This window comes from Nevskia ramosa DSM 11499 (assembly GCF_000420645.1).
Classification (GTDB): Bacteria; Pseudomonadota; Gammaproteobacteria; order Nevskiales; family Nevskiaceae; genus Nevskia; species Nevskia ramosa.
Genome location: NZ_ATVI01000006.1, coordinates 602,697 through 621,592 on the forward strand (window position 1 = coordinate 602,697; position 18,896 = coordinate 621,592).

At 66.5% G+C, this 18,896-nt stretch carries 19 protein-coding genes; 13 read left to right on the top strand and 6 right to left on the bottom strand.

The window, feature by feature from the left end; translation table 11 throughout:
• The first annotated feature begins 90 nt into the window (after positions 1-90).
• Positions 91-672, top strand: coding sequence for an RDD family protein (locus tag G513_RS0109545; RefSeq protein WP_084711429.1), 582 nt, complete (start codon positions 91-93; stop codon positions 670-672).
• 163 nt (positions 673-835) lie between these two features.
• On the opposite strand, the gene G513_RS22335 is transcribed toward G513_RS0109545, so the two are convergent.
• Both G513_RS22335 and G513_RS0109555 read right to left on the bottom strand, forming a co-directional pair.
• Complete coding sequence (locus tag G513_RS22335) at positions 836-1,912, bottom strand: CE1 family esterase (protein WP_156891513.1); 1,077 nt, start codon at positions 1,910-1,912, stop codon at positions 836-838.
• Positions 1,913-2,073: 161 nt separating this feature from the next.
• Positions 2,074-3,180, bottom strand: coding sequence for a 3-deoxy-7-phosphoheptulonate synthase (locus tag G513_RS0109555; RefSeq protein WP_022976616.1), 1,107 nt, complete (start codon positions 3,178-3,180; stop codon positions 2,074-2,076).
• Between the two features lie 154 nt (positions 3,181-3,334).
• On the opposite strand from G513_RS0109555, the gene G513_RS22340 reads away from it, so the two are divergent.
• Positions 3,335-4,294, top strand: a complete 960-nt coding sequence (locus tag G513_RS22340) for a DUF3187 family protein (protein ID WP_022976617.1) — start codon at positions 3,335-3,337, stop codon at positions 4,292-4,294.
• Here G513_RS22340 and G513_RS22345 read toward each other — a convergent pair.
• A complete protein-coding gene (locus G513_RS22345; RefSeq protein WP_022976618.1) occupies positions 4,285-5,091 on the bottom strand; it encodes an NRDE family protein in 807 nt (268 codons plus the stop codon). The genes G513_RS22340 and G513_RS22345 overlap by 10 nt on opposite strands.
• Positions 5,092-5,168: 77 nt before the next feature.
• Here G513_RS22345 and G513_RS0109570 point away from each other — a divergent pair, with 77 nt between their 5' ends.
• Positions 5,169-6,071, top strand: coding sequence for an EcsC family protein (locus tag G513_RS0109570; RefSeq protein ID WP_022976619.1), 903 nt, complete (start codon positions 5,169-5,171; stop codon positions 6,069-6,071).
• Here the strand turns inward: G513_RS0109570 and G513_RS0109575 are convergent.
• The 3 genes from G513_RS0109575 to G513_RS0109585 form a co-directional block, all read right to left on the bottom strand.
• Positions 6,068-6,538, bottom strand: coding sequence for a GNAT family N-acetyltransferase (locus G513_RS0109575; protein ID WP_022976620.1), 471 nt, complete (start codon positions 6,536-6,538; stop codon positions 6,068-6,070). The genes G513_RS0109570 and G513_RS0109575 overlap by 4 nt on opposite strands.
• Complete coding sequence (locus G513_RS0109580; protein WP_022976621.1) at positions 6,535-8,007, bottom strand: RimK family ATP-grasp domain-containing protein; 1,473 nt, start codon at positions 8,005-8,007, stop codon at positions 6,535-6,537. The genes G513_RS0109575 and G513_RS0109580 overlap by 4 nt, the downstream gene beginning before the upstream one ends.
• A gap of 239 nt (positions 8,008-8,246) precedes the next feature.
• The gene (locus G513_RS0109585) at positions 8,247-8,948 is read right to left on the bottom strand and encodes a pirin family protein (protein WP_022976622.1); all 702 of its coding nucleotides are present in this window, start codon (positions 8,946-8,948) and stop codon (positions 8,247-8,249) included.
• A gap of 147 nt (positions 8,949-9,095) precedes the next feature.
• Here G513_RS0109585 and G513_RS22350 point away from each other — a divergent pair, with 147 nt between their 5' ends.
• The 10 genes from G513_RS22350 to G513_RS0109635 all read left to right on the top strand — a co-directional run bounded on the left by G513_RS22350 (position 9,096) and on the right by G513_RS0109635 (position 18,889).
• The gene (locus tag G513_RS22350) at positions 9,096-10,085 is read left to right on the top strand and encodes a chorismate transformation FkbO/Hyg5 family protein (protein WP_022976623.1); all 990 of its coding nucleotides are present in this window, start codon (positions 9,096-9,098) and stop codon (positions 10,083-10,085) included.
• Positions 10,082-11,020, top strand: coding sequence for a methionyl-tRNA formyltransferase (fmt, locus tag G513_RS0109595; RefSeq protein WP_022976624.1), 939 nt, complete (start codon positions 10,082-10,084; stop codon positions 11,018-11,020). Before G513_RS22350 ends, fmt begins: the two co-directional genes overlap by 4 nt.
• On the top strand, positions 11,017-12,342 hold the full coding sequence (gene rsmB, locus G513_RS0109600; RefSeq protein WP_022976625.1) for a 16S rRNA (cytosine(967)-C(5))-methyltransferase RsmB: 1,326 nt from the start codon (positions 11,017-11,019) through the stop codon (positions 12,340-12,342). Before fmt ends, rsmB begins: the two co-directional genes overlap by 4 nt.
• A gap of 67 nt (positions 12,343-12,409) precedes the next feature.
• Positions 12,410-14,299 carry an ATP-binding cassette domain-containing protein gene (locus tag G513_RS0109605; RefSeq protein WP_022976626.1) on the top strand — a complete coding sequence of 630 codons (1,890 nt, stop codon included), beginning with the start codon at positions 12,410-12,412 and terminating at the stop codon, positions 14,297-14,299.
• A gap of 101 nt (positions 14,300-14,400) precedes the next feature.
• Positions 14,401-14,784 (top strand): thioredoxin family protein, encoded by a 384-nt coding sequence (locus G513_RS0109610; protein ID WP_022976627.1) that lies wholly within the window; start codon positions 14,401-14,403, stop codon positions 14,782-14,784.
• Between the two features lie 38 nt (positions 14,785-14,822).
• Positions 14,823-15,545: a cytochrome c biogenesis CcdA family protein gene (locus G513_RS0109615; protein ID WP_022976628.1), complete on the top strand. Its 723-nt coding sequence runs from the start codon at positions 14,823-14,825 to the stop codon at positions 15,543-15,545.
• Positions 15,546-15,621: 76 nt separating this feature from the next.
• Positions 15,622-16,179 (top strand): hypothetical protein, encoded by a 558-nt coding sequence (locus G513_RS0109620; protein WP_022976629.1) that lies wholly within the window; start codon positions 15,622-15,624, stop codon positions 16,177-16,179.
• A 39-nt stretch (positions 16,180-16,218) separates the two neighbouring features.
• Positions 16,219-16,842 carry a TonB C-terminal domain-containing protein gene (locus G513_RS0109625; protein ID WP_156891515.1) on the top strand — a complete coding sequence of 208 codons (624 nt, stop codon included), beginning with the start codon at positions 16,219-16,221 and terminating at the stop codon, positions 16,840-16,842.
• Positions 16,839-17,870: a formylglycine-generating enzyme family protein gene (locus G513_RS22355; RefSeq protein ID WP_169560593.1), complete on the top strand. Its 1,032-nt coding sequence runs from the start codon at positions 16,839-16,841 to the stop codon at positions 17,868-17,870. The genes G513_RS0109625 and G513_RS22355 overlap by 4 nt, the downstream gene beginning before the upstream one ends.
• Complete coding sequence (locus G513_RS0109635) at positions 17,867-18,889, top strand: hypothetical protein (protein WP_022976632.1); 1,023 nt, start codon at positions 17,867-17,869, stop codon at positions 18,887-18,889. The genes G513_RS22355 and G513_RS0109635 overlap by 4 nt, the downstream gene beginning before the upstream one ends.
• Positions 18,890-18,896: the final 7 nt, after the last annotated feature.

Genomic DNA, 18,896 nt, shown 5'->3' on the forward strand with positions numbered 1-18,896 from the left:
GGGCCAAAGCAAGATAGGGCGGGATGCGCCTGCGGCTTTCCCGCCCTACGCGGGCTGAGCTTCGGCGTTGGGCACTAAGGAGAGGGGACGATGGGAATGGAGTTCGCAGGATTCTGGCGTCGCTTTGGCGCATTCTGGGTGGACTTCATCGCGCTCTCGCCCGTCATGGCTTTAGGTTTGTGGGTCAACGCGCACACGCGTCACGGCCAACTCATCATGTATGCCCCATGGCTTGTGGTGAGCATCTGGTTCTACATCTACCTCGTTAAACGATATGGGGGCAGTCCCGGCAAGCAGCTACTGAAGATCAAAATCGTCAGAACTGACGGCACGGATGTGGGTTACAAGGAAGCAATTGTTCGCTACGCGCTGACGCTAGCCCTGTATTGCATCTCGTCTGCAGGCATAGTGCTCGCCGCGTTGCAGATGAGCGACGCAGAGTACTTCTCACTGGGACTAGCACAGCGAGTAAAACGATTAACCGACTTGGCGCCGGGGTGGTACAGGAGCGTCGTGTTCGTCGAGCAGGTGTGGTTATGGAGCGAGTTCGTCGTGATGCTCACTAACAAACAACGGCGCGCCCTTCACGACTTTATGGCTGGTACCGTCGTGATCCGTACAGACCGTGCCCAACCAGCGGTTCAAGCCGACGGTCATGCCTCCGGGCAGTAGATTAGCTCGAGTAGGGCGGGAAAGCCGTAGGCGCATCCCGCCTTTCGCAACGCGCCGACCGTTGCTCTAGGTGGGACGCGCGGCCATCCGCCGGCCGCTTGCCCCTTACCGAAAACCACCAAGCAATCGCTGCCCTGACACTCTGCCTTGCTTGCCAGCCGCTTCAAGGCCGCGCGAACGGCACCAATACCTGCCACAACAGCAAGGTGGCATCGATATCGAAGGTCGTCGCGCCGAGCGCGATCGTGTAGCCGGCGTAGTTGGTGCCAGGCCAAGTGTGGCCGCCGCCGTTGACGGTGTACAGGCGCACGTCGCTGTCCGGACAGCTTCGGTAGCGGCGCAGGTTCACGGTGGTGCCGTCGGTGAGGACCGTGTTCGGCAGGCGGGTATCGGTGAAGCCGGCGCTGCAGCCGTTCTTGACCGACCAGAACGCCGCTGCATCCGGAACGCTGTACTGGCCGAGCATCCCGGTGTAGGGAACCACCGTATCGCTGGTACCGGAGAACATCACCGTCGGCATGCGCTGACCGCCGGTGCAACGCGTGGCCAGGGAGTTGCGCAGGGTCGCGGCGACCATGGCCAGGCCGGCGAACTGCTGTGGTCGCTCGCAGGCGAGGCGTTCGGCCATGAAGCCACCGTTGGAGTAGCCAGCGACGTAGGTCCGGCCGGCATCCAGGCCATTGGCGGCCTGCTCGCGGCTGATCAGGCCGCTGAGGAAACCGACGTCATCGGCACCGAGGCGGTTCGGATCATCGGTCCAGTTGGCGCCGAAAGCCTCCGGCAGATACACCCAGGCGCCGTATTGGGCGGCCAGGCGCCCGGCGCGGGTCAGGTTGGCCATGCGTGCCGGCTGCAAGGCCAGCGGATGTAGCAGCAACAGCGCCGGGGCGCCGGCTGGGGCGCCGATCGGACGGACGCCGACATAGCGGCGCGTCAGCCCGTCGTGGACGTAGGTGCCCTCGAAGGTTTCGGTGCCGTCAGTCGGCTCGATGCGCTCGCCGCCGAGCTGGACCAGCAGCAGATCCAGCCCGCCGAAGAACTGGGTCAGGTCGGCAAAGATCGGCAGGGCTGGCAGCGCCGGCAGCAGCGAGCCGAGGATCGGCAGCGCGATCACGGGCGGTGGCGGACTGGGATCGGCGGCCATCGCCTCGGTGGCGATCAGCGTGCCGCAGGTCAGCAAGGAAGCGACAGTCAGGCAGACCCGGCGCCAGAGAGCGCCAGGGCAAAGGATGATGGACATGCGGAACGACCCCTGAGTGAGCGTTATTGTCGGTTTGAGCGCTGCGCAACGAACCGGGGGATTCCATTCATTGACCATCAAGCCCGATGACGGCAGCTCCCCCAAGCGGCCGTCATCAGTCATCAAACTTCATGCCGGCCAGACCGGCCGGCACTGCGCAATCAGGCGCTGCGCGCCAGCCGCTCACGCCGCGCAGCGACGCCACCCGCCAGGGTGCGCAGCACGTCGGCGGTGTCATCCCAGGCCAGGCAGGCGTCGGTGACGCTCTGGCCGTAGACCATCTGCTCGCGCGGGCCGATTTCCTGACGGCCTTCGACCAGATGGCTTTCGATCATCACGCCGATGATCCGCTCGGAACCTTCGGCGAGCTGGCCGGCGACATCGCGGCCGACCTCGATCTGCAGGCGGTGCTGCTTGCGGCTGTTGGCGTGGCTGAAGTCGACCATCACCGCCGGCCGCATGCCGGCCTTGGTCATCGCCGCAGCAGCAGCGTCGACGCTGGCGGAATCGAAGTTGGTGCCGGTGGAGCCGCCGCGCAGGATCACGTGGCTGTCCGGATTGCCGGCGGTCTCGAAGATCGAGATCTGGCCTTCCTGGGTCGCCGACAGGAAGCGATGCGGCGCGCGCGCCGACTGCACGGCGTCCACTGCGACCTTCACCGAACCGTCGGTGCCGTTCTTGAAGCCGACGGCGCAGGACAGGCCGCTGGCCATTTCGCGATGCAGCTGCGATTCCGTGGTGCGCGCACCGATCGCGCCCCAGGACACCAGGTCGGCGAGGTACTGCGGCGTCAGGATGTCGAGGAATTCCACGCCGGCCGGCATGCCGTCCGAGTTCAGTTCCAGCAACAGCTTCCGCGCGGTGCGCAGGCCGGTGTCGATATCGTAGGAATCATCGAGGTTCGGATCGTTGATCAAGCCTTTCCAGCCCACCGTGGTGCGCGGCTTCTCGAAATACACGCGCATCACGATCAGCAGGTTCCTGGCCAGCGACGGGCGCAGCGCCTTCAGCTTCGCGGCATATTCCAGCGCGGCTTTCGGATCGTGGATCGAGCAGGGGCCGACGATCACCAGCAGACGGTCGTCACGGCCCGCGAGCACGTCCTGAATCTCGCGGCGCGTGGTTTCGACGGTCAGCGCGGCGGCTTCGTTGATCGGCAGTTCGGCCTGCACCTGCGACGGCGCCGACACTGCGCGGATCGACTTGATGCGCAGGTTCTCGGTGGCCGGGCGGGCCGCGGTGGCGGGGTTCGATGGCGATGTGTTCATCGTGAAACTCTCTTTTGCAACGGAAATCCGGTCGCGGATGCTAGCAGACGCGCTGTGCAGCAATCACCCCCGGGGCTGGCCCGCAGCCCGGACAAGACTCTCGACGCAGGCTTTGTTTATCCTCGCCGCGCCATCCTCCAAGCCCGCCGCCCTCATGAAACTTCGCGCTTCCGTTGTTGCCTGCGTCAGCCTGCTGGCGTCGCCGGCCTTGCTGGCCGATACGGCCCTGGCCGTCCGCAACGAAGCCAGCCTGAGCCGCGCCACGGCGTTGCCGATCCTTGGCAACTCGCAGGTGCTCAACGACGGTGAACAGGCCTATGGCCTGCGGGTGGACTGGAGCAACGAGTACGTCAACACCCAGAACGCGCGCGAATCGCTGCTGATCGACGCCGAGAGCCAGCGCATCACCTTCGGCTTCCGTCAGGGCCTGGCGCCGGGCGTCGAGATCGGCATCGATGTGCCGCTGCTGATCACCGGCGGCGGCGTGCTCGATAACGTCATCGAGAACTGGCACGACGCTTTCGGCCTGCCCAACGGCGGCCGTCAGCAGCGGCCGCGCAATCGCTACGCGGTGCAGTACGTGAAGGACGGCCAGACCCTGCTCGACGTCCACGACAGCAGCACCGACTTCGGCGATGTCGAACTCAATGCCGGCTTTGCACTGCGCGACGACATCGCCTTCCGCGCGATGGCCAAGCTGCCCACCGGCCGCGACAGCCTTCTGCTCGGCGGCACCACCGGCGGCGCGATCTGGTTCGACTACAACCCCTTCGCCTCGCTGACCCACTGGTTCGGCTACGTATCGGCCGGCGTTTCGTACAACGAAGCGGCCGACCAGCTAGGCGGCCAGCAGAAGCCACTGGTGGGCCTCGGTGGCGTCGGCGTCGGCTACAAGCTGATTCCGGCGCTGGCGCTGATCACCCAGTTCAATGTTCAGACCAAGCTGTACAAGGGATCGACGCTGAATGCGCTCGACAACCCGGGCGGCCAGCTGGCGTTCGGCGGCCGAATTTCCTTCAGCCGCCGGCTGGCGCTCGATCTGGGTGTGCAGGAAGACGTGCTGCTCAGTTCGTCGCCGGACTTCAGCATCCACATCGGCCTCAACTACCGCTGAGGCGCGTTCAACTCAGATGGGCGCATGAAGTCCAGCCGCTGCTCGCCGGCCGGCACGCCGCCGTCGACGAAGCGGCGCTCTGCAAACAGGGTGCGGCCATCGCGACCGATCAGCACGATCTGGCTGGCCCGCGTGCCGTAGCCGGGCAGGCGGATGAACGCCGTCGACAGCAGGCGCTCGCGCTCCAGGCCGATGCCGGTCTCCGGCAGCGCGGCATCATCCGGACGATGCTGATCAGCCAGCGCTTCGTAGAGCGGATCGAGATTCGGCTCGGCCGCCCTGGAATCAGCGCTTTCGATCCAGCTTTTCAGCCGCGCCATCAGCCGCTGGGTCTTCGGCCAGGGCTGTTCGATCCCGCCGTTCGACAGGCCATGGATGCCCCAGGCCAGGGTTTCCCAGCGTGGCTTCAGGCGATTGGTGGTGACCACCAGCTCCTCGCCATCCCAGAGCAGCAGATTGAACGGGCCGTAGCGGTCGCCATCGGCTCGGCGCAGTTCGGCGAAGCCGACCGCCGACTCATCGCCGCTCAGGTAATCGCTGACCAGCCGGCCGCGCGAGGCGCGCGGGATCGGCGAGGCCGGCTCGCGGACATTGGTCACCGCCGCCAGCCGCGGCCGCGTGCGATCGATCGCCAGCCAGCCGCCGCCGGCTTCCAGATCGCGGCCGCCGAGGATCTGCGGATGATCGTCCCAGGGCGCCAGCGCCGCCGTCGGGCGGGCATGGAACTCGTCGCGATTGGCGACCAGCACCAGTGGAAATGAAGGGTGAACGTTCCAGGCACAGGCGATCAGGCACATGGGGCGAAATGATGCCTGATTGACCCGGATGTCGGCGTCGCGTGCACACTGCCGCATCCCCGAATCCGAACAAAGCCATGACTGCCCGAAAGCCAAAGCCCGGCGCCAAGCCAAGTGCCAAGCCCAGCGACTACGAAGTCGACCAGCTGAAACGCATCTCCGCCTGGCGCGATGCGCCGCCGGATCAGCTGACCCGCTTCTTCGACCGTGCGCTGTCGCCCGCCACGCATGTCGCGCAGAAAGCCATTCCGGCGGACTGGCTGCGCACCGCGCTGAACGGCGTGCAGCACGGCTCGGCAAGGCTGGCCAACCGCAAGGCGCTGCTGCGCAAGGCCGGCGTCAGCGCGCTGGAAGAACTGCACGAAGGAGACCTGGAAGCCTGCGATCAGCATGCCGGCCAGGTCGGCCGACGCGGCGCGGCACTGGCGGGCGGCACCGGCGCGCTGTTCGGCGTTGTCGGCGCCGCCGGCATGGTCGCCGACGTGCCGACCTTGCTGGTGCAGGCGTTCCGGGTCATCCATCGCATCGGTCTCTGCTACGGCGAGGACTGCGCCGATCCCGAACTGAAGCATCTGCCGGTGGCGATCTTCGCGCTGGCCTCGGCCAGCTCGCTCGAAGAGAAGCAGGCCGCGCTGCAGGTACTGGAACGCGATGCCGAAGCCGATAGCGCGGCGATCCGCGAAGGCCTGGAACGCGCCGCCGAACGCGAGCTGGCCAAGGAAGCGGCGGTCTACAGCATCAGCAACCTGGCGCAGGCGATCACCCGCCGGCTCGGTCTGGCCAAGGCTGGCGGCACGCTGCCGCTGCTGGGCGCGCTGGTCGGCGGCGCGGTCAACGCCTGGTTCCTGAACGAGGTCGCGACCGCCGCAAGAACGGCCTTCCAGCTGCGCTGGCTGCGGCGACGCTACGGCTCAGGTTTGCCGCTGGCGACGGCTTACGGCGAGACGATGGCGCTGGAACATCTGCCCGACGAAGCCTAGACGCTCAGCGTCTTGCTCAGCCGCAGCCCGTCCGAACCATCGTCGTAATAGCCGGGCAGCGTCTGCGCTTCGCGATAGCCGAGCTTCGCGTACAGCGCTCGCGCTGCTGTGTTGTCGGCCCGAACTTCCAGCGTTGCACGCGCGCAGCCGCTGGCGGCCGCAGCCGTTTCCATCGCTGAAACCAACCGCTCGCCCCAGCGCTGGCCACGCGCCGCGGGTGCCACCACCACCGAATAGATGCGCGCCGCATGGCCGCCCTTGCGACGCAGCCAGACCAGATTGCCGACCACGTCGGCATTCGCGTCTTCCGCGATCAATAGCTGAGCAGACGGCACGCTGAGGAAGCGGCGCACGCTGCGCCGCGACATGCGATCGGACGGGAACAGTGCTTCGAGCGCCAGCACCGCTTCGACATCGGCCAGGCTGCCGCGACGGATGCCGCCGGCGAAGGCAGCGGCGGCGCTCAAGCCTGCTCGCGCATCCGCGTCTGCGCATCGAGCTTTTTGACGAAGTACTCGATGATCTTGCGGTAGATCGCGTCCTTCAGCACCAGATCTTCGACGCCCCAGTCGATGTTCGGGTTGTCGTTGACTTCGATGACCTTGACGACGTTGCCGAACTGCTTGAGATCGACGCCGTACAGGCCGTCGCCAACCGCGCGCGCCGCCTGCAGCGCGACGCTGAGCACCGCTTTCGGCACCTGGGCGACGTCGAGTGTCTCGTGATCGCCTTCGTGCTTGGCGCCCTTGGCATCGCGCTTGACCACCTGCCAATGTTCCTTGGCCATGAAGTAGCGGCAGGCGTACAGCGGCTGGCCGTCGAGCACGCCGACTCGCCAGTCGTACTCGGTCGGCTCGAAAGCCTGGGCGACGATCAGGTCCGAGCGTTCCAGGAAATCGCGCGTCTCGCGCTTGAACGCGGCGGCGTTGTCGACCTTGATCACGCCTTTCGAGAACTGCGAATCCGGCTGCTTCAGCACCATCGGAAAGCCCAGCTCGCGGACCACTTCATCGAGGTTGGCGCGATGCAGCAGCAGGGTCTTCGGCTGCGGAATGCGATGGCGTTCCATCAGCTGGGCGAGGAACACCTTGTTGGCGGCGCGCAGGATCGATTCCGGCGCATCGACCACCACCAGGCCTTCGCGCGCCGCCCGGCGGCTGAAACGGTAGGTGTGATGGTTGACCGCGGTGGTTTCGCGGATGAACAGCGCGTCGTACTCGGCGACGTGGCCGTAATCGCCCTTGTCGAGAAAATCGACCGAGAAGCCGAGGTCTTCGGCAGCTTTCTCGAAGGCCCGCAGCGCTTTCGCGTTCGACGGTGGCTCTTTCTCGTCCTCGTTGACCAGGATCGCCAGGTCGTAACGCGTGGAGTCGCGCTTGCGGCGCGGCGAGCGGCGGCGCGTGAAGTAGTCGCGGGCAGTCTGATACAGGAACTCGCGATGGCTGGCCGGCACTTCGCCCAGCGCGATCGGGCCGAGTGTGTCGACCCGCCATTCATCGCCGCGCCAGACGAACTTGGCCTGCAGCAGCGGCGCCGGGAACAGGTTGAACAGCGCCCGCGCCAGCTTCTGGTGGCGGATGTAGGGGCTGTCGCCGAAATAGACGTTGAGCAGGTATTCGTTGGAGCCGAGCCGGGCCAGGCTCTTCTGCATCAGCTCCTCGATCTCGTCGTTCAGCACGCTCGGACTTTCGGCGAGCTTCAGATCCTGCACCGTGGTGATGTCCGGCAGGATGCGATGACCGCGCGCGCCGGCCAGCAGCGACACGTAGTAGCCGGTGGTCTGGTAGCTGAAGGTGCGGCACAGGTTGTAGACACGGGCGCCGCGAATGCGGGTGAATTCGTCGTGCGTCAGATACTTCCAGGCGGTGACCACCTCGACGCCGGGAATCTCCACCGGCCAGTCGGAGATCTGGTCCACCACCACCAGGCCGCTCATGGCTGCCCCGTCATCGCGGCTTGCGGAGGGTCTTCGATAGTCTCTGCAGCGGAGTCGCCGGCTGCTTCGGAGCGTGTTTCTGGCATGCCTGCGGAAGACTCGTAGGACGGGATGGGGGCTGCAAGTGCGCGAAATCCTAGCACGCGCTGTTTACCCCGAATTCACGGCCGGAACCGGCCATGATCGAGCCGTCCGAAGGCGATCCGGCCACTTCCGGAGATGACCAGAAGGTCTGACGATCAGGCCGCCAGATCGAACAGCAGCAGCTCCGAATCGGCGCTCGCGATCAATGAAAGCGATGCGTCATCGCGAATCAGCGCCGCATCCCCGGAAACCAGGCTGTGCTCGCCGAGCTGAACCGAACCACGCGCCACATGCAGATATTGCTGACGACCGGCCGGCAGGGCCGTCTCGATGCCCTGCCCGGCCACCGGCCAGGCGATCGACAGGCGCGCATCCTGCAGCAATCGGAACGGTGCCTGTTCGGCTTCCGGGGCCGCCACCAGCGCGAAGCCGCGGCGCAGCGCGTCGACATCGAGCGTCTTCTGCTGATAGCCCGGGGTTGCCCCGCGGCTGTCCGGCACCACCCAGATCTGCAGGAAATGCGCGGGTTCGGTGCCGCTGGCGTTCATCTCGCTGTGGGCGATGCCGCGGCCGGCCGTCATTACCTGCATCTCGCCCGGCTTCAGCACGGTGCTGCCGCCGGTGGAATCCTTGTGGCGCAGGCCGCCTTCGAGCACGTAGGTGATGATTTCCATGTCGCTGTGCGAATGGGGCGGGAAGCCGGCACCGCCAACCACGCGATCGTCGTTGATCACCCGCAGCGCGCCGATGCCCATGTAGTGCGCGTCATGCCAGCTGCCGAACGAGAACGTGTGGTAGCTGTCGAGCCAGCCGTGTTCGGCGTGGCCGCGGGTATCGGCCGGGCGGAGAGTGATCATCGAGGCTCCTCATCCTGTGGAATTCGTTTGTTTGCTGACGACTATAGAGCCGCGCCGCAGGTGGTCAATGCCTCGCCAGGAATCTCGCTGGGGCCGCGCACTGCCGAAGCCGTAAACTAGCGCGTCATTTGCCTCCCCCTTTTTGCCTTGTTCACCGATCCCCAGCGCGCGGCCGGCCATCCCTTCCGCATCCGCTACGCCGCCCGGGCCACGATGCAGGACGAGTCCCTGCTCGCCGCGTTCGCGATCGGCAATGGTCCCGCCGATGCGGCGGCCCTGCGCCTGCCGCTGCCGATCCACGAAGGCGGCCTCTGCCAGGAGCTCTGGCAGGTCACGGGTCCGGTCACTCGCCGCGAGGCCTACGGCGCCCGGATTTCCGAGGACGGCCAGTTGCTGGCGGCGACCTGGACGCTCGACGAAGCCGAACACGGCGGCATCGAAGCGGCCGCCGAAGCCGTCTACCGGCAGATCGCCGAGCTGACCGCCGACAGCGGCTATCCGCATCTGGTCAAGGTCTGGCATTACTTGGGCGCGATCAACGAAACCCCGGACGACGGTGGCCGCGATGACGAGCGCTATCGCCGCTTCTGCGTTGGCCGCGCGAAAGCGCTGGCGCCGGGACAACCGCTGCCGGCGGCGACGGCGGTCGGCATCCAGGCGCGGCCGCAGGAGCTGATCGTGTTCCTGCTGGCGGCCAAGGTTGAAGGCATCCGCATCGAGAATCCGCGCCAGGTGCCGGCCTTCGAATATCCGCGCGCCTATGGCCCGGTGTCCCCGAGTTTCTCGCGGGCGATGCTGATGCCCTGGGGCCAGTTGTTCGTCTCCGGCACGGCAGCGGTGGTCGGCCATGCGAGCTGCCATCCGGAAAACACCGGCGCTCAGCTGCGCGAGCTGGTGCTCAATCTCGATGCGCTGGTCGCTCGTGCCGAAAGCCTCGGCGGCCAGCGGCTGGTACCGGCGGCGCTGAAGATCTATGTGCGCCATCGCGATGATCTGGCCGAAGTCGAAGCCCTGGCCTCGCGCCTGTTCCCGATCGACTGCCCGCGCCTGATCGTGCTGGCCGACATCAGCCGCGCCGATCTCCGCGTGGAAGTGGAAGCGCTGTACGAACCGCAGCGCGCCAAGGCGCAGTCATGAAGCTGATCTTTGCCGGCACGCCGGAGTTCGCGGTGCCGGCACTCGATGCGCTGCACGCCGCCGGCCACGAAATCCTGGCCGTGCTGACCCAGCCGGATCGCCCCGCCGGCCGCGGTCAGAAGCTCACCGCATCACCGGTCGCGGCGCGCGCCGAAGCGCTGGGGCTGCCGGTGCACAAATTCCTGAAGCTCGATCCCGACGCGCGTGCGGTGTTGTCCGCACTCGAGCCGGAGATCATGGTCGTCGTCGCCTATGGCCTGATCCTGCCGCAGGCCGCGCTCGACATTCCCCAACACGGCTGCCTGAACATCCACGCCAGCCTCCTGCCGCGCTGGCGCGGCGCGGCACCGATCGCCCGCGCCGTCGAAGCCGGCGATCCTGAAACCGGCGTCACCATCATGCAGATGGAAGCCGGCCTCGATACCGGGCCGATGCTGCTGATCGAAAAGATCGCCATCGATGCGACGACCACCGCCGCCAGCCTGCATGATCAGCTGTGCGCGATCGGCGGCCGGCTGATCGTCGACGCCCTGACCCGCATCGAAGCCGGAAATCTCCCCGCTTTGGCGCAGCCCGCCGAAGGCGTCACCTACGCGAAAAAACTCAGCAAGGAAGAAGCGCGCATCGACTGGACCCAACCTGCCGAAGTCATCGCCCGCCGCATCCGCGCGTTCAATCCGGCGCCGGTCGCCTGGTGCGAGCTCGGTTCGACGGGCGCTGGCGAGCGCATCCGCTTCTGGAACGCCCGCGCCCTGGCGGTTCCGTCCGCAGCCGTCCAACCCGGCACCGTGCTCGAAGTCGACAGCCACGGCCTGCACCTCGCCACCATCGACGGCGTGCTGGTGATCACCGAACTGCAGAAGCCCGGCGGCAAGGCACTGCCGGCCAGCCTCGTCTGTCGCGACTGGAAGCTGGCCGGGCAGCGTTTCTCGTGAGCGCCCTCAAGCCAGCGCCGCTCACCAACGTCCGTGCCGCCTCAGCCAAGGCGGTCGCCGCCGTGCTCGGTGGCCGCAATCTCGATGACGCCATCGCCGCAGTCAGCCCGGCGCTGTCAGTCGCGGATCTGTCGCTGCTGAAGGCGATTGCCTATGGCGTGGTCCGCGAGTGGAGTGCGCTGGATTGGCGCGTGAATCAGTTGCTGGAAAAGCCGCTGCGCAACGAGCCGCTGGTCGCAGCTCTCCTGGCCTGTGGCGTCTATCAGCTGCGCTCGATGCGGGTACCGCCGCATGCTGCGGTCGGTGAAACCGTGGCGGCGGCTGAGTTGCTCGGCAAGCCCTGGGCGAAGGGCCTGACCAATGCGCTGCTGCGCCGCTATCAGCGCGAGGCGAATGAGATCGAGGCCCGGATGCCGCCGGACGCGGAGATTCGCCAGTCCTGTCCCGAATGGCTGGTGCGGCAGATCAAGCGCGACTGGCCGGCGAGCTGGCGCAGCGTGCTGGCTGCCGGCAACACCCAGGCGCCGATGAGCTTGCGGGTCAATCGCCGCCGCATCGATCGCGATGCTTTCGTCGCTGAACTGGCAACCGCCGGCATCGGCAACTTCATACCGCGCACGGCGCCGGATGCCGTGATCCTCAATGAAGCGGTGGCGGTCGAGCGGATTCCCGGCTTCGCCGAAGGCCGCGTTTCGGTGCAGGACTTGAGTGCGCAACTGGCGGCCGACTTGCTTGGCGCCGAACCCGGCATGCGGGTGCTCGATGCCTGCGCCGCGCCCGGCGGCAAGACCGCACACATCATCGAACGCACCGAAGGGCTTGACGTGATCGCGGTCGAATCCGAAGCCGCGCGTCTCGGCCGCATCCGCGACACGCTGGGCCGGCTCGGCCATGACGCGATGCTGGTCCACGCCGATGCCGGAGACACCGCGAGCTGGTGGAAGGGCAAGAAGTTCGACCGGATCCTGATCGACGCGCCCTGCTCCGGCACCGGCGTGATCCGCCGCCATCCGGACATCAAGTGGCTGCGCCGCGAAAGCGATATCCCGGCGATGGCGGCCCAGCAACTGCGCTTGCTGAAAGCGCTGTGGCCGCTACTGAAGCCGCAGGGCGTGCTGGTCTACGCCACCTGTTCGATCCTGAAAGCCGAAGGCGAGGACGTGGCGCGCGCGTTCATGGCCGAGCAGTCCGAAGCGGTCGAACAGGTCATCGAACCCTCGCCGTACGCGATGTGGGGCGAGGACTGCGGCCTCGGCCGGCGCATCGAACCGGGCGGTGATTTCGATGGCTTCTATTACCTGCGCCTGATCAAGGTGCCCTGAAACAACCGGGCTGAACGCTCAGTCCCCGTACAATCGCGGCCCTATCCCCGTTTCGAGCCGTGCTTCCATGCTGATCAGCTTCAAGAATGTGAACCTGAATCTGGGCAACACCGTGTTGCTCGATCAGGTCAATTTCACCTTGGAGCCGGGTGAGCGGCTGTGTCTGGTCGGCCGCAACGGCACCGGCAAGTCGACCCTGATGAAGGTGCTGACCGGCGAAGTCGCGATCGATTCCGGCGAACTGGTGCGCAGCCAGGGTCTGCGCATCACCGAGCTGCCGCAGGACGTGCCGGCCGGTATTGAAGGCTCGGTGTTCGAAGTGGTGGCCGATGGTCTCGGCAAGGCGGGCCGTCTGGTGGCGCAATACCACCACCTGCTGATCCATGAGCCGGAGAACATGGACAAGCTCGGCAAGGTGCAGACCGCGCTCGAAGCGCTCGATGGCTGGACCATCGACAGCAAGGTGCAGGCGATGTGCGAGCGCCTGCAACTGCCGCCGGATACCGAGTTCGCGGATCTGTCGGGCGGGTTGAAGCGCCGCGCGCTGCTGGCCCGCGCGCTGGTTGCCGAGCCGGACATCCTGCTGCTCGATGAACCGACCAACCATCTCGATATCGACTCGATCACCTGGCTGGAGGAATTCCTCGCCACCTGGCCGGGCACCCTGCTGTTCATCACCCATGACCGCGCCTTCCTGCGCCGTCTGGCGACCCGCATCATCGAGCTGGATCGCGGCATCCTGCGCAGCTGGCCCGGCACCTATGACGAATATCTGGTGCGCAAGGAAGAATCGCTGCGCATCGAGGAACAGAGCAATGCGCTGTTCGACAAGCGTCTGGCCCAGGAAGAAGTCTGGATCCGCAAGGGCATCAAGGCCCGGCGCGTGCGCGACCAGGGCCGCGTCGAACGCCTGAAGAAACTGCGCAACGAATACGCCGCGCGGCGCGAGCTGTCCGGCGAAGCCAAGCTGGTGCTTCAGGAAGCGGAGAAGTCCGGCAAGCTGGTGGCCGAGGCGAAGGGCATCAGCTTTTCGCGCGGCGACAGGATCATCGTCAAGAACTTTTCGACGACGATCATCCGCGGCGACAAGATCGGCATCATCGGCCCGAACGGTGCCGGCAAGACCACCTTGCTGAACCTGCTGCTGGCCAAGCTGGAACCGGACAGCGGCACGGTGCGCAACGGCTCCAAGCTCGAAGTGGCCTATTTCGACCAGCTGCGCGCGCAGCTTGATGATTCCAAGCCGGTGTTCGAGAACATCGGCGGCGGCAAGGATTTCGTCACCATCGACGGCAAGCAGCTGCACGTCATGAGCTATCTGCAGCAGTTCCTGTTCACGCCGGATCGCGCGCGTTCGCCGGTGAAAGCACTCAGCGGCGGTGAGCGTGCGCGTCTGCTGCTGGCGCGGCTGTTCGCCGAACCGTCGAACCTGCTGGTGCTCGATGAACCGACCAACGATCTCGACGTCGAAACGCTCGACCTGCTCGAAGAGCTGCTGATCGACTATCAGGGCACGGTGCTGATGGTCAGCCATGACCGCGCCTTCCTGAACAACGTCGTCACCCGCACTTTCGTCTACGAAGGTGGCGGCCGGATCGGCGAGTACGTGGGCGGCTATGAAGACTGGCTGCGCCAGCGCAAGGACGTGTCGTTCACCGCGGTGCGCCCAGAGCCGAAGAAGGTCGAGGCCGTGAAGGTGGAAGCACCGAAGCCGGTTGCGGCCGCTGCGGCGCCGGCGCTGAACTCGAAGGAGAAGCGCGAGCTGGAAAATCTGCCCAAGCAGATCGAGAAACTCGAAACCGAACAGCGAGAACTCGGGCTGAAGCTCAGCGATCCGAAGTTCTTCCAGACCCAGCGCGAACAGGCGCTGGCGACCCAGGCACGGCTGGCGATCATCGACCAGGATCTGGTCAAGGCCTATGCGCGCTGGGAGCAACTGGAAGCGCTGCGCGGCTGATCCCGAACACTGAGCGGGACATGAACGCGGGACGATAAGGCATAGCGGGCGCGGGTACTGCGCGGCACTCTGGAGTTCGTCAAAAGCTCCGGAGCATCCCGATGAAACTGTTCAACCGCTTTGCCGCTGCCGCCCTGCTGCTCGCCACCGGCGTCGCCCACGCGGGCTCGATCAGCCCGTACACCGCCGAGGCCTGCAACGCGGCGCTCGCCGCCGGCACGCCGGTGGTGCTCGAAGTGCATGCCGACTGGTGCCCGACCTGCCGCGCCCAGGCGCCGATCGTGCAAGCGCTGGTCAAGGACCCGAAGTACGAGAAGTTCACGGTGCTGGTCGTCGACTACGACAAGCAGAAGGACGTGCGCAAGCAGTTCAATGTCGCCAAGCAGAGCACCCTGGTGGTGTTCAACGGCGGCAAGGAAGTGAGCCGCTCGACCGGTGTCACCGCGCCGGCAGCGATCGCCGCCGAGTTCGACAAGGCCCTGTAGGCACAGCCCCCGTCGCCGCCTGATCGAAGGCAGAGCCGATGAATCTTGCGACCCTGCCACTGGCGGCACTGTCCGGCCTGCTGTCGACGCTGTCGCCTTGCGTGCTGCCGCTGCTGCCGATCGTGATCTCGACGGCCGCCGCCGCACATCGTTACGGCGCACTGGCGCTCGGCGTCGGTCTGACCTTGTCGTTCACCGTGCTCGGCCTGTTCGTGGCCACGGTCGGCGTATCGCTGGGACTGACTGAAGACGTGTTCCGGCTGGTCGCCGGCATCCTGCTGATCGGCTTTGCGGCGCTGCTTCTGATTCCGCCGCTGCAGGCCGCCTTCATGCGGCTGGCCAGCGGGCTCGCCAACCGCGGCGGGCAGATGTCGGCGAAAGTCGATGGCAGCGGCTGGCATGGCCAGTTCGTCGTCGGGCTGATCCTCGGCATGGTCTGGACCCCTTGCGTCGGGCCCACGCTCGGCGCCGCAGCAACCCTGGCCAGTGCCGGCCAGAACCTGTCGACGGCGGCACTGGTCATGCTGGTATTCGGGCTCGGTGCGGCGCTGCCGCTGATCGTCATCGGCAGTCTGTCGCGGCAGGCACTGATGCGCGTCCGCGGGCGCCTGCAGAGTGCGGCGCGCGGCGGCAAGCAGGTGCTCGGCGTGCTGTTCCTGCTGGTCGGTCTGGGCATTGTCAGCGGCTACGACCACATGCTCGAGGCCTGGCTGGTCGACCATTCGCCGGCCTGGCTGACGGCACTGACCACGCGTTACTGAGGAGATCGGCGACGGAATCCGGCCGGCATCTGTTGTAGGCTCTGGGCGTTCCCGGATGTCCAACTCGAGGTTCCTGATGACTTCACGCATCGCCCCGGTTTCCAGCATCGCCGCAATGGTCGCGGTGTTTGCAGCGCTCGCGTGCCTGCCGGCTCGGGCCGAGCAGTTCCAGCCCTCGGGCGAAGTGCGTGGCTATCCGTCCGGCGTGATCGTCAGTGGTGCCCTCGGCAAATCCTTCAGCGACAATTGGTACGGCTCGCTGCACGGCGCCTACAACTTTGTCGATCGTGGCAACAACGGCAAGTTCGACAACGAGGAAGGCGGTGGCTTCGGCATCGGCGGCACCGTCGACAAATACTTCGAACCGCGCCAGAACGGCTGGTTTCTCGGCGCCCGCGCCGAGCTGTTCTTCCTCAATATCGACTACCGCGATCCCGGCGTCCGCGGCTCCAGCGACATCACCGTGTTCCAGCCCACCGCTCGCGCCGGCTACGGCTGGACCTTCGGCGACGGCCATTACGGCCTGACGGCGGCGCTGAGCCTCGGTGCCGAGATCAATGTCGCGACCGACGGCGCCGACGTCGGCGAAGGCGCGATCGTGCTCGGCGGCCTCGCCTTCACTTTCAAGCCCTGATTGGCGAGCATCGAGCACTCACCGAATCGCCTGAACGTTTTGCGTCTCGCCAAGAACATTGATACGCAACCTCGCCGCTGGGCAGCGGCGGGTTCGCTGCTGCTGCACGCCTTGCTGGTGCTGCTGGCGATCACCACCCTGCGCTCGACCCAGCGCGGCTCGCCGGCCACCAATCTGCCGAAGGCGATCCAGATCACCCTGGCACCGCCGGCGCCACCTGCGCCGCCGGTGGTGAAGCCGCCTCCGCCGACGCCGATTCCGCCGCCGAAGGAAATACCGAAGCCGGAGCCGACCCCGACGCCGGTCCCGGTGCCCAAGCCGATCCCGAAGCCGCAGCCATCCCCGGCCAAGCCGGCCGGCGCCTCGACACAGACGCCGACCAAGGCGCCACCGGTGGTGCCGGAAGAAACGCCGGAGGAGTCGATGGTCGGCCGTTTCCACGACAACTGGCTGGAGCCGCCGCGGGCGCCGCGGAACTTCGTGTGCCGGATCAGGATCGATTACACGGTGGGTGGGCGGATCTCCGAAGTCACCTTCCTGCAAAGCTGCGGCAACTACGAACTCGACGACTCCGTTCGCCGGGCCATCTACAAATCCCAGCCGCTGCCGCTGCTCGCAGCCAAGACAGCGGCCGGTTCGATCGAGGTCGAGTTCTCGCCGTGATTTGCCATCCGTTGTCCGCCACTGCCTGCGCCCTGCTGCTGGCAGGCACCTTGTCCGCCCCGCTATCGGCACTGGCCGCCGCGAAGCCGAAAGCGGCTGCCGCAGCAGCGCCGGCCAGCGATACGCCGGCCGCCGTCTCCCGCGATCCGGCCTGCACGACCACGCGCAGCCGATCGGCAGACGGCCGCATCGGCTACTTCCGCCACTGCCCGGACAGCCCGGACATGGTGTCGTTCCGCGGCGGCAGCTACCGGATGGGCGATGGTGTCGGCAATGGCCAGGGCTTCGAGCATCCAGCGCATGAAGTCACCATCAAACCGTTCGCCATCGGCCGCTATGAAGTGACCCGCGGCGAATACCAGGCCTGCGTCGACGCCGGCGGCTGCACGGCGCCGATGACGCCACCGGAAGCCCCCGAAGCCGGTGCCCGTCATCCGGTGAACAGCATCACCTGGCACCAGGCCAAGGCCTATGTCGCCTGGCTGGCGCAGCGCAGCGGCCGCCCGTATCGCCTGCCGACCGAGGCCGAATGGGAGTACGCGGCGCGAGCCGGCAGCGAGGCGCACTACACCTGGGCGCTGTCGCAGATGGAAGCGGTGACTTGCATGCACGCCAACGCTCTCGATCTTTCGGCCGCCGCTCGGCATCCCGAGCTGACCTGGTCTATTCCCTGCGATGACGGCTTCCCCGAGACCGCACCTGTCGGCAGCTTTCCGCCGAACCGCTGGGGCGTGCACGACATGATCGGCAATGTCTGGGAGTGGGTCGAGGATTGCTGGCATCCGGACTACACCGGCGCGCCCACCGATGGCCGCGCCTGGCTGGACAGCGGCGAAGGCGCGAACTGCAAGAAGCGGGTCAACCGCGGCGGCGGCTGGGGCAACGGTGCTTCGGCGCTGCGCCTGTCCAGCCGCGACGCCGATCCTGCCGGCAATCACAGCAGCGGCCTCGGCTTCCGGGTGGCAGTGAGCGTTGCCGCACCACCGCCGGCCGCGGCGCCAGCCCCAGCTCCGGTGCCGGCACCATGAACGCCAGCCGCCATCTCGCCGTCGTACTGCTGTTGGCGCCGCTGGCGCTGTCGGCCTCACCACCCGGACCGCTGGTGCTGGAACGGCCGTTCGAATTCCAGTTGGTGCTGAACGGCACCCAGAGCTGGAAAAGCGGCGTGCAGGCCACCGAAGCCACGACCAAACAGACCTACACGGTCAGCACCCGGCTGCGCTCGAACGGCTTTCTGTACAGCGACAACCTGCTCGATACCGACAACGCGGCGCGGATGGAAATCAAGCCGATGTACTACGCGCGCCAGGGCCTGGAGCGCCTGCGGGCCAGCAACGGCGGCAAGCTGCCGACCACGCCGGACGACGCCAACACGATCTTCGAGCGCTATCGCCAGAAGGGCAATCACTGCCGGGACAACCTGGAGTGCAACCAGCAGGCGGCCGAACAGATCGCCGCGATCAACGCCATGCAGGACAACAGCCGCGAAGATCTGGAAGCCTTCCTGAACTCGCACGGCAGCGGCCCGGAAGCGCGCTTCCTGTACTTCTTCGGCTACGCCGGCTGCCCGGTGAAGCTCAGCATCCAGTACGCGCTGGAAATCACCGGCACCCGCGCCTATGACAAGAAAAAGGAGAAACCGCTGCCGTTCAAGCTGATCCGCACGGCGGATTCGCCCGGCAACGAGGAAGATCAGAAAACGCTGTGCGAGAAGTACGTAGCCACCGTCGACGTCAAGACCGGCACCATCTTCGTCGAGAACCTGTTCGTCCCGGCGCCGCCCGGAACCAGCAAGCGGACGATCAACACCTCGACCGAAACCGTCGACGAAAAGATCGGCCTGCCGCCGCCGTTCGAAGCGCTGAACTGGACCAGCGCCAAGATGCGTCAGACCACCGAAAGCGGCGAAGAAAAGGTGAGCCTGCCGCTGACCGCCGCGCTCGATGGCGACAACAGCGTGCAGGGCACCTTCACCGGCAAGCTCGATATCTCGTTCCGCTGGAGCTTCAAGCCGCCGGCCGGCAAGGCCGTCCCCGCCAAACCCTGAAGTCTGG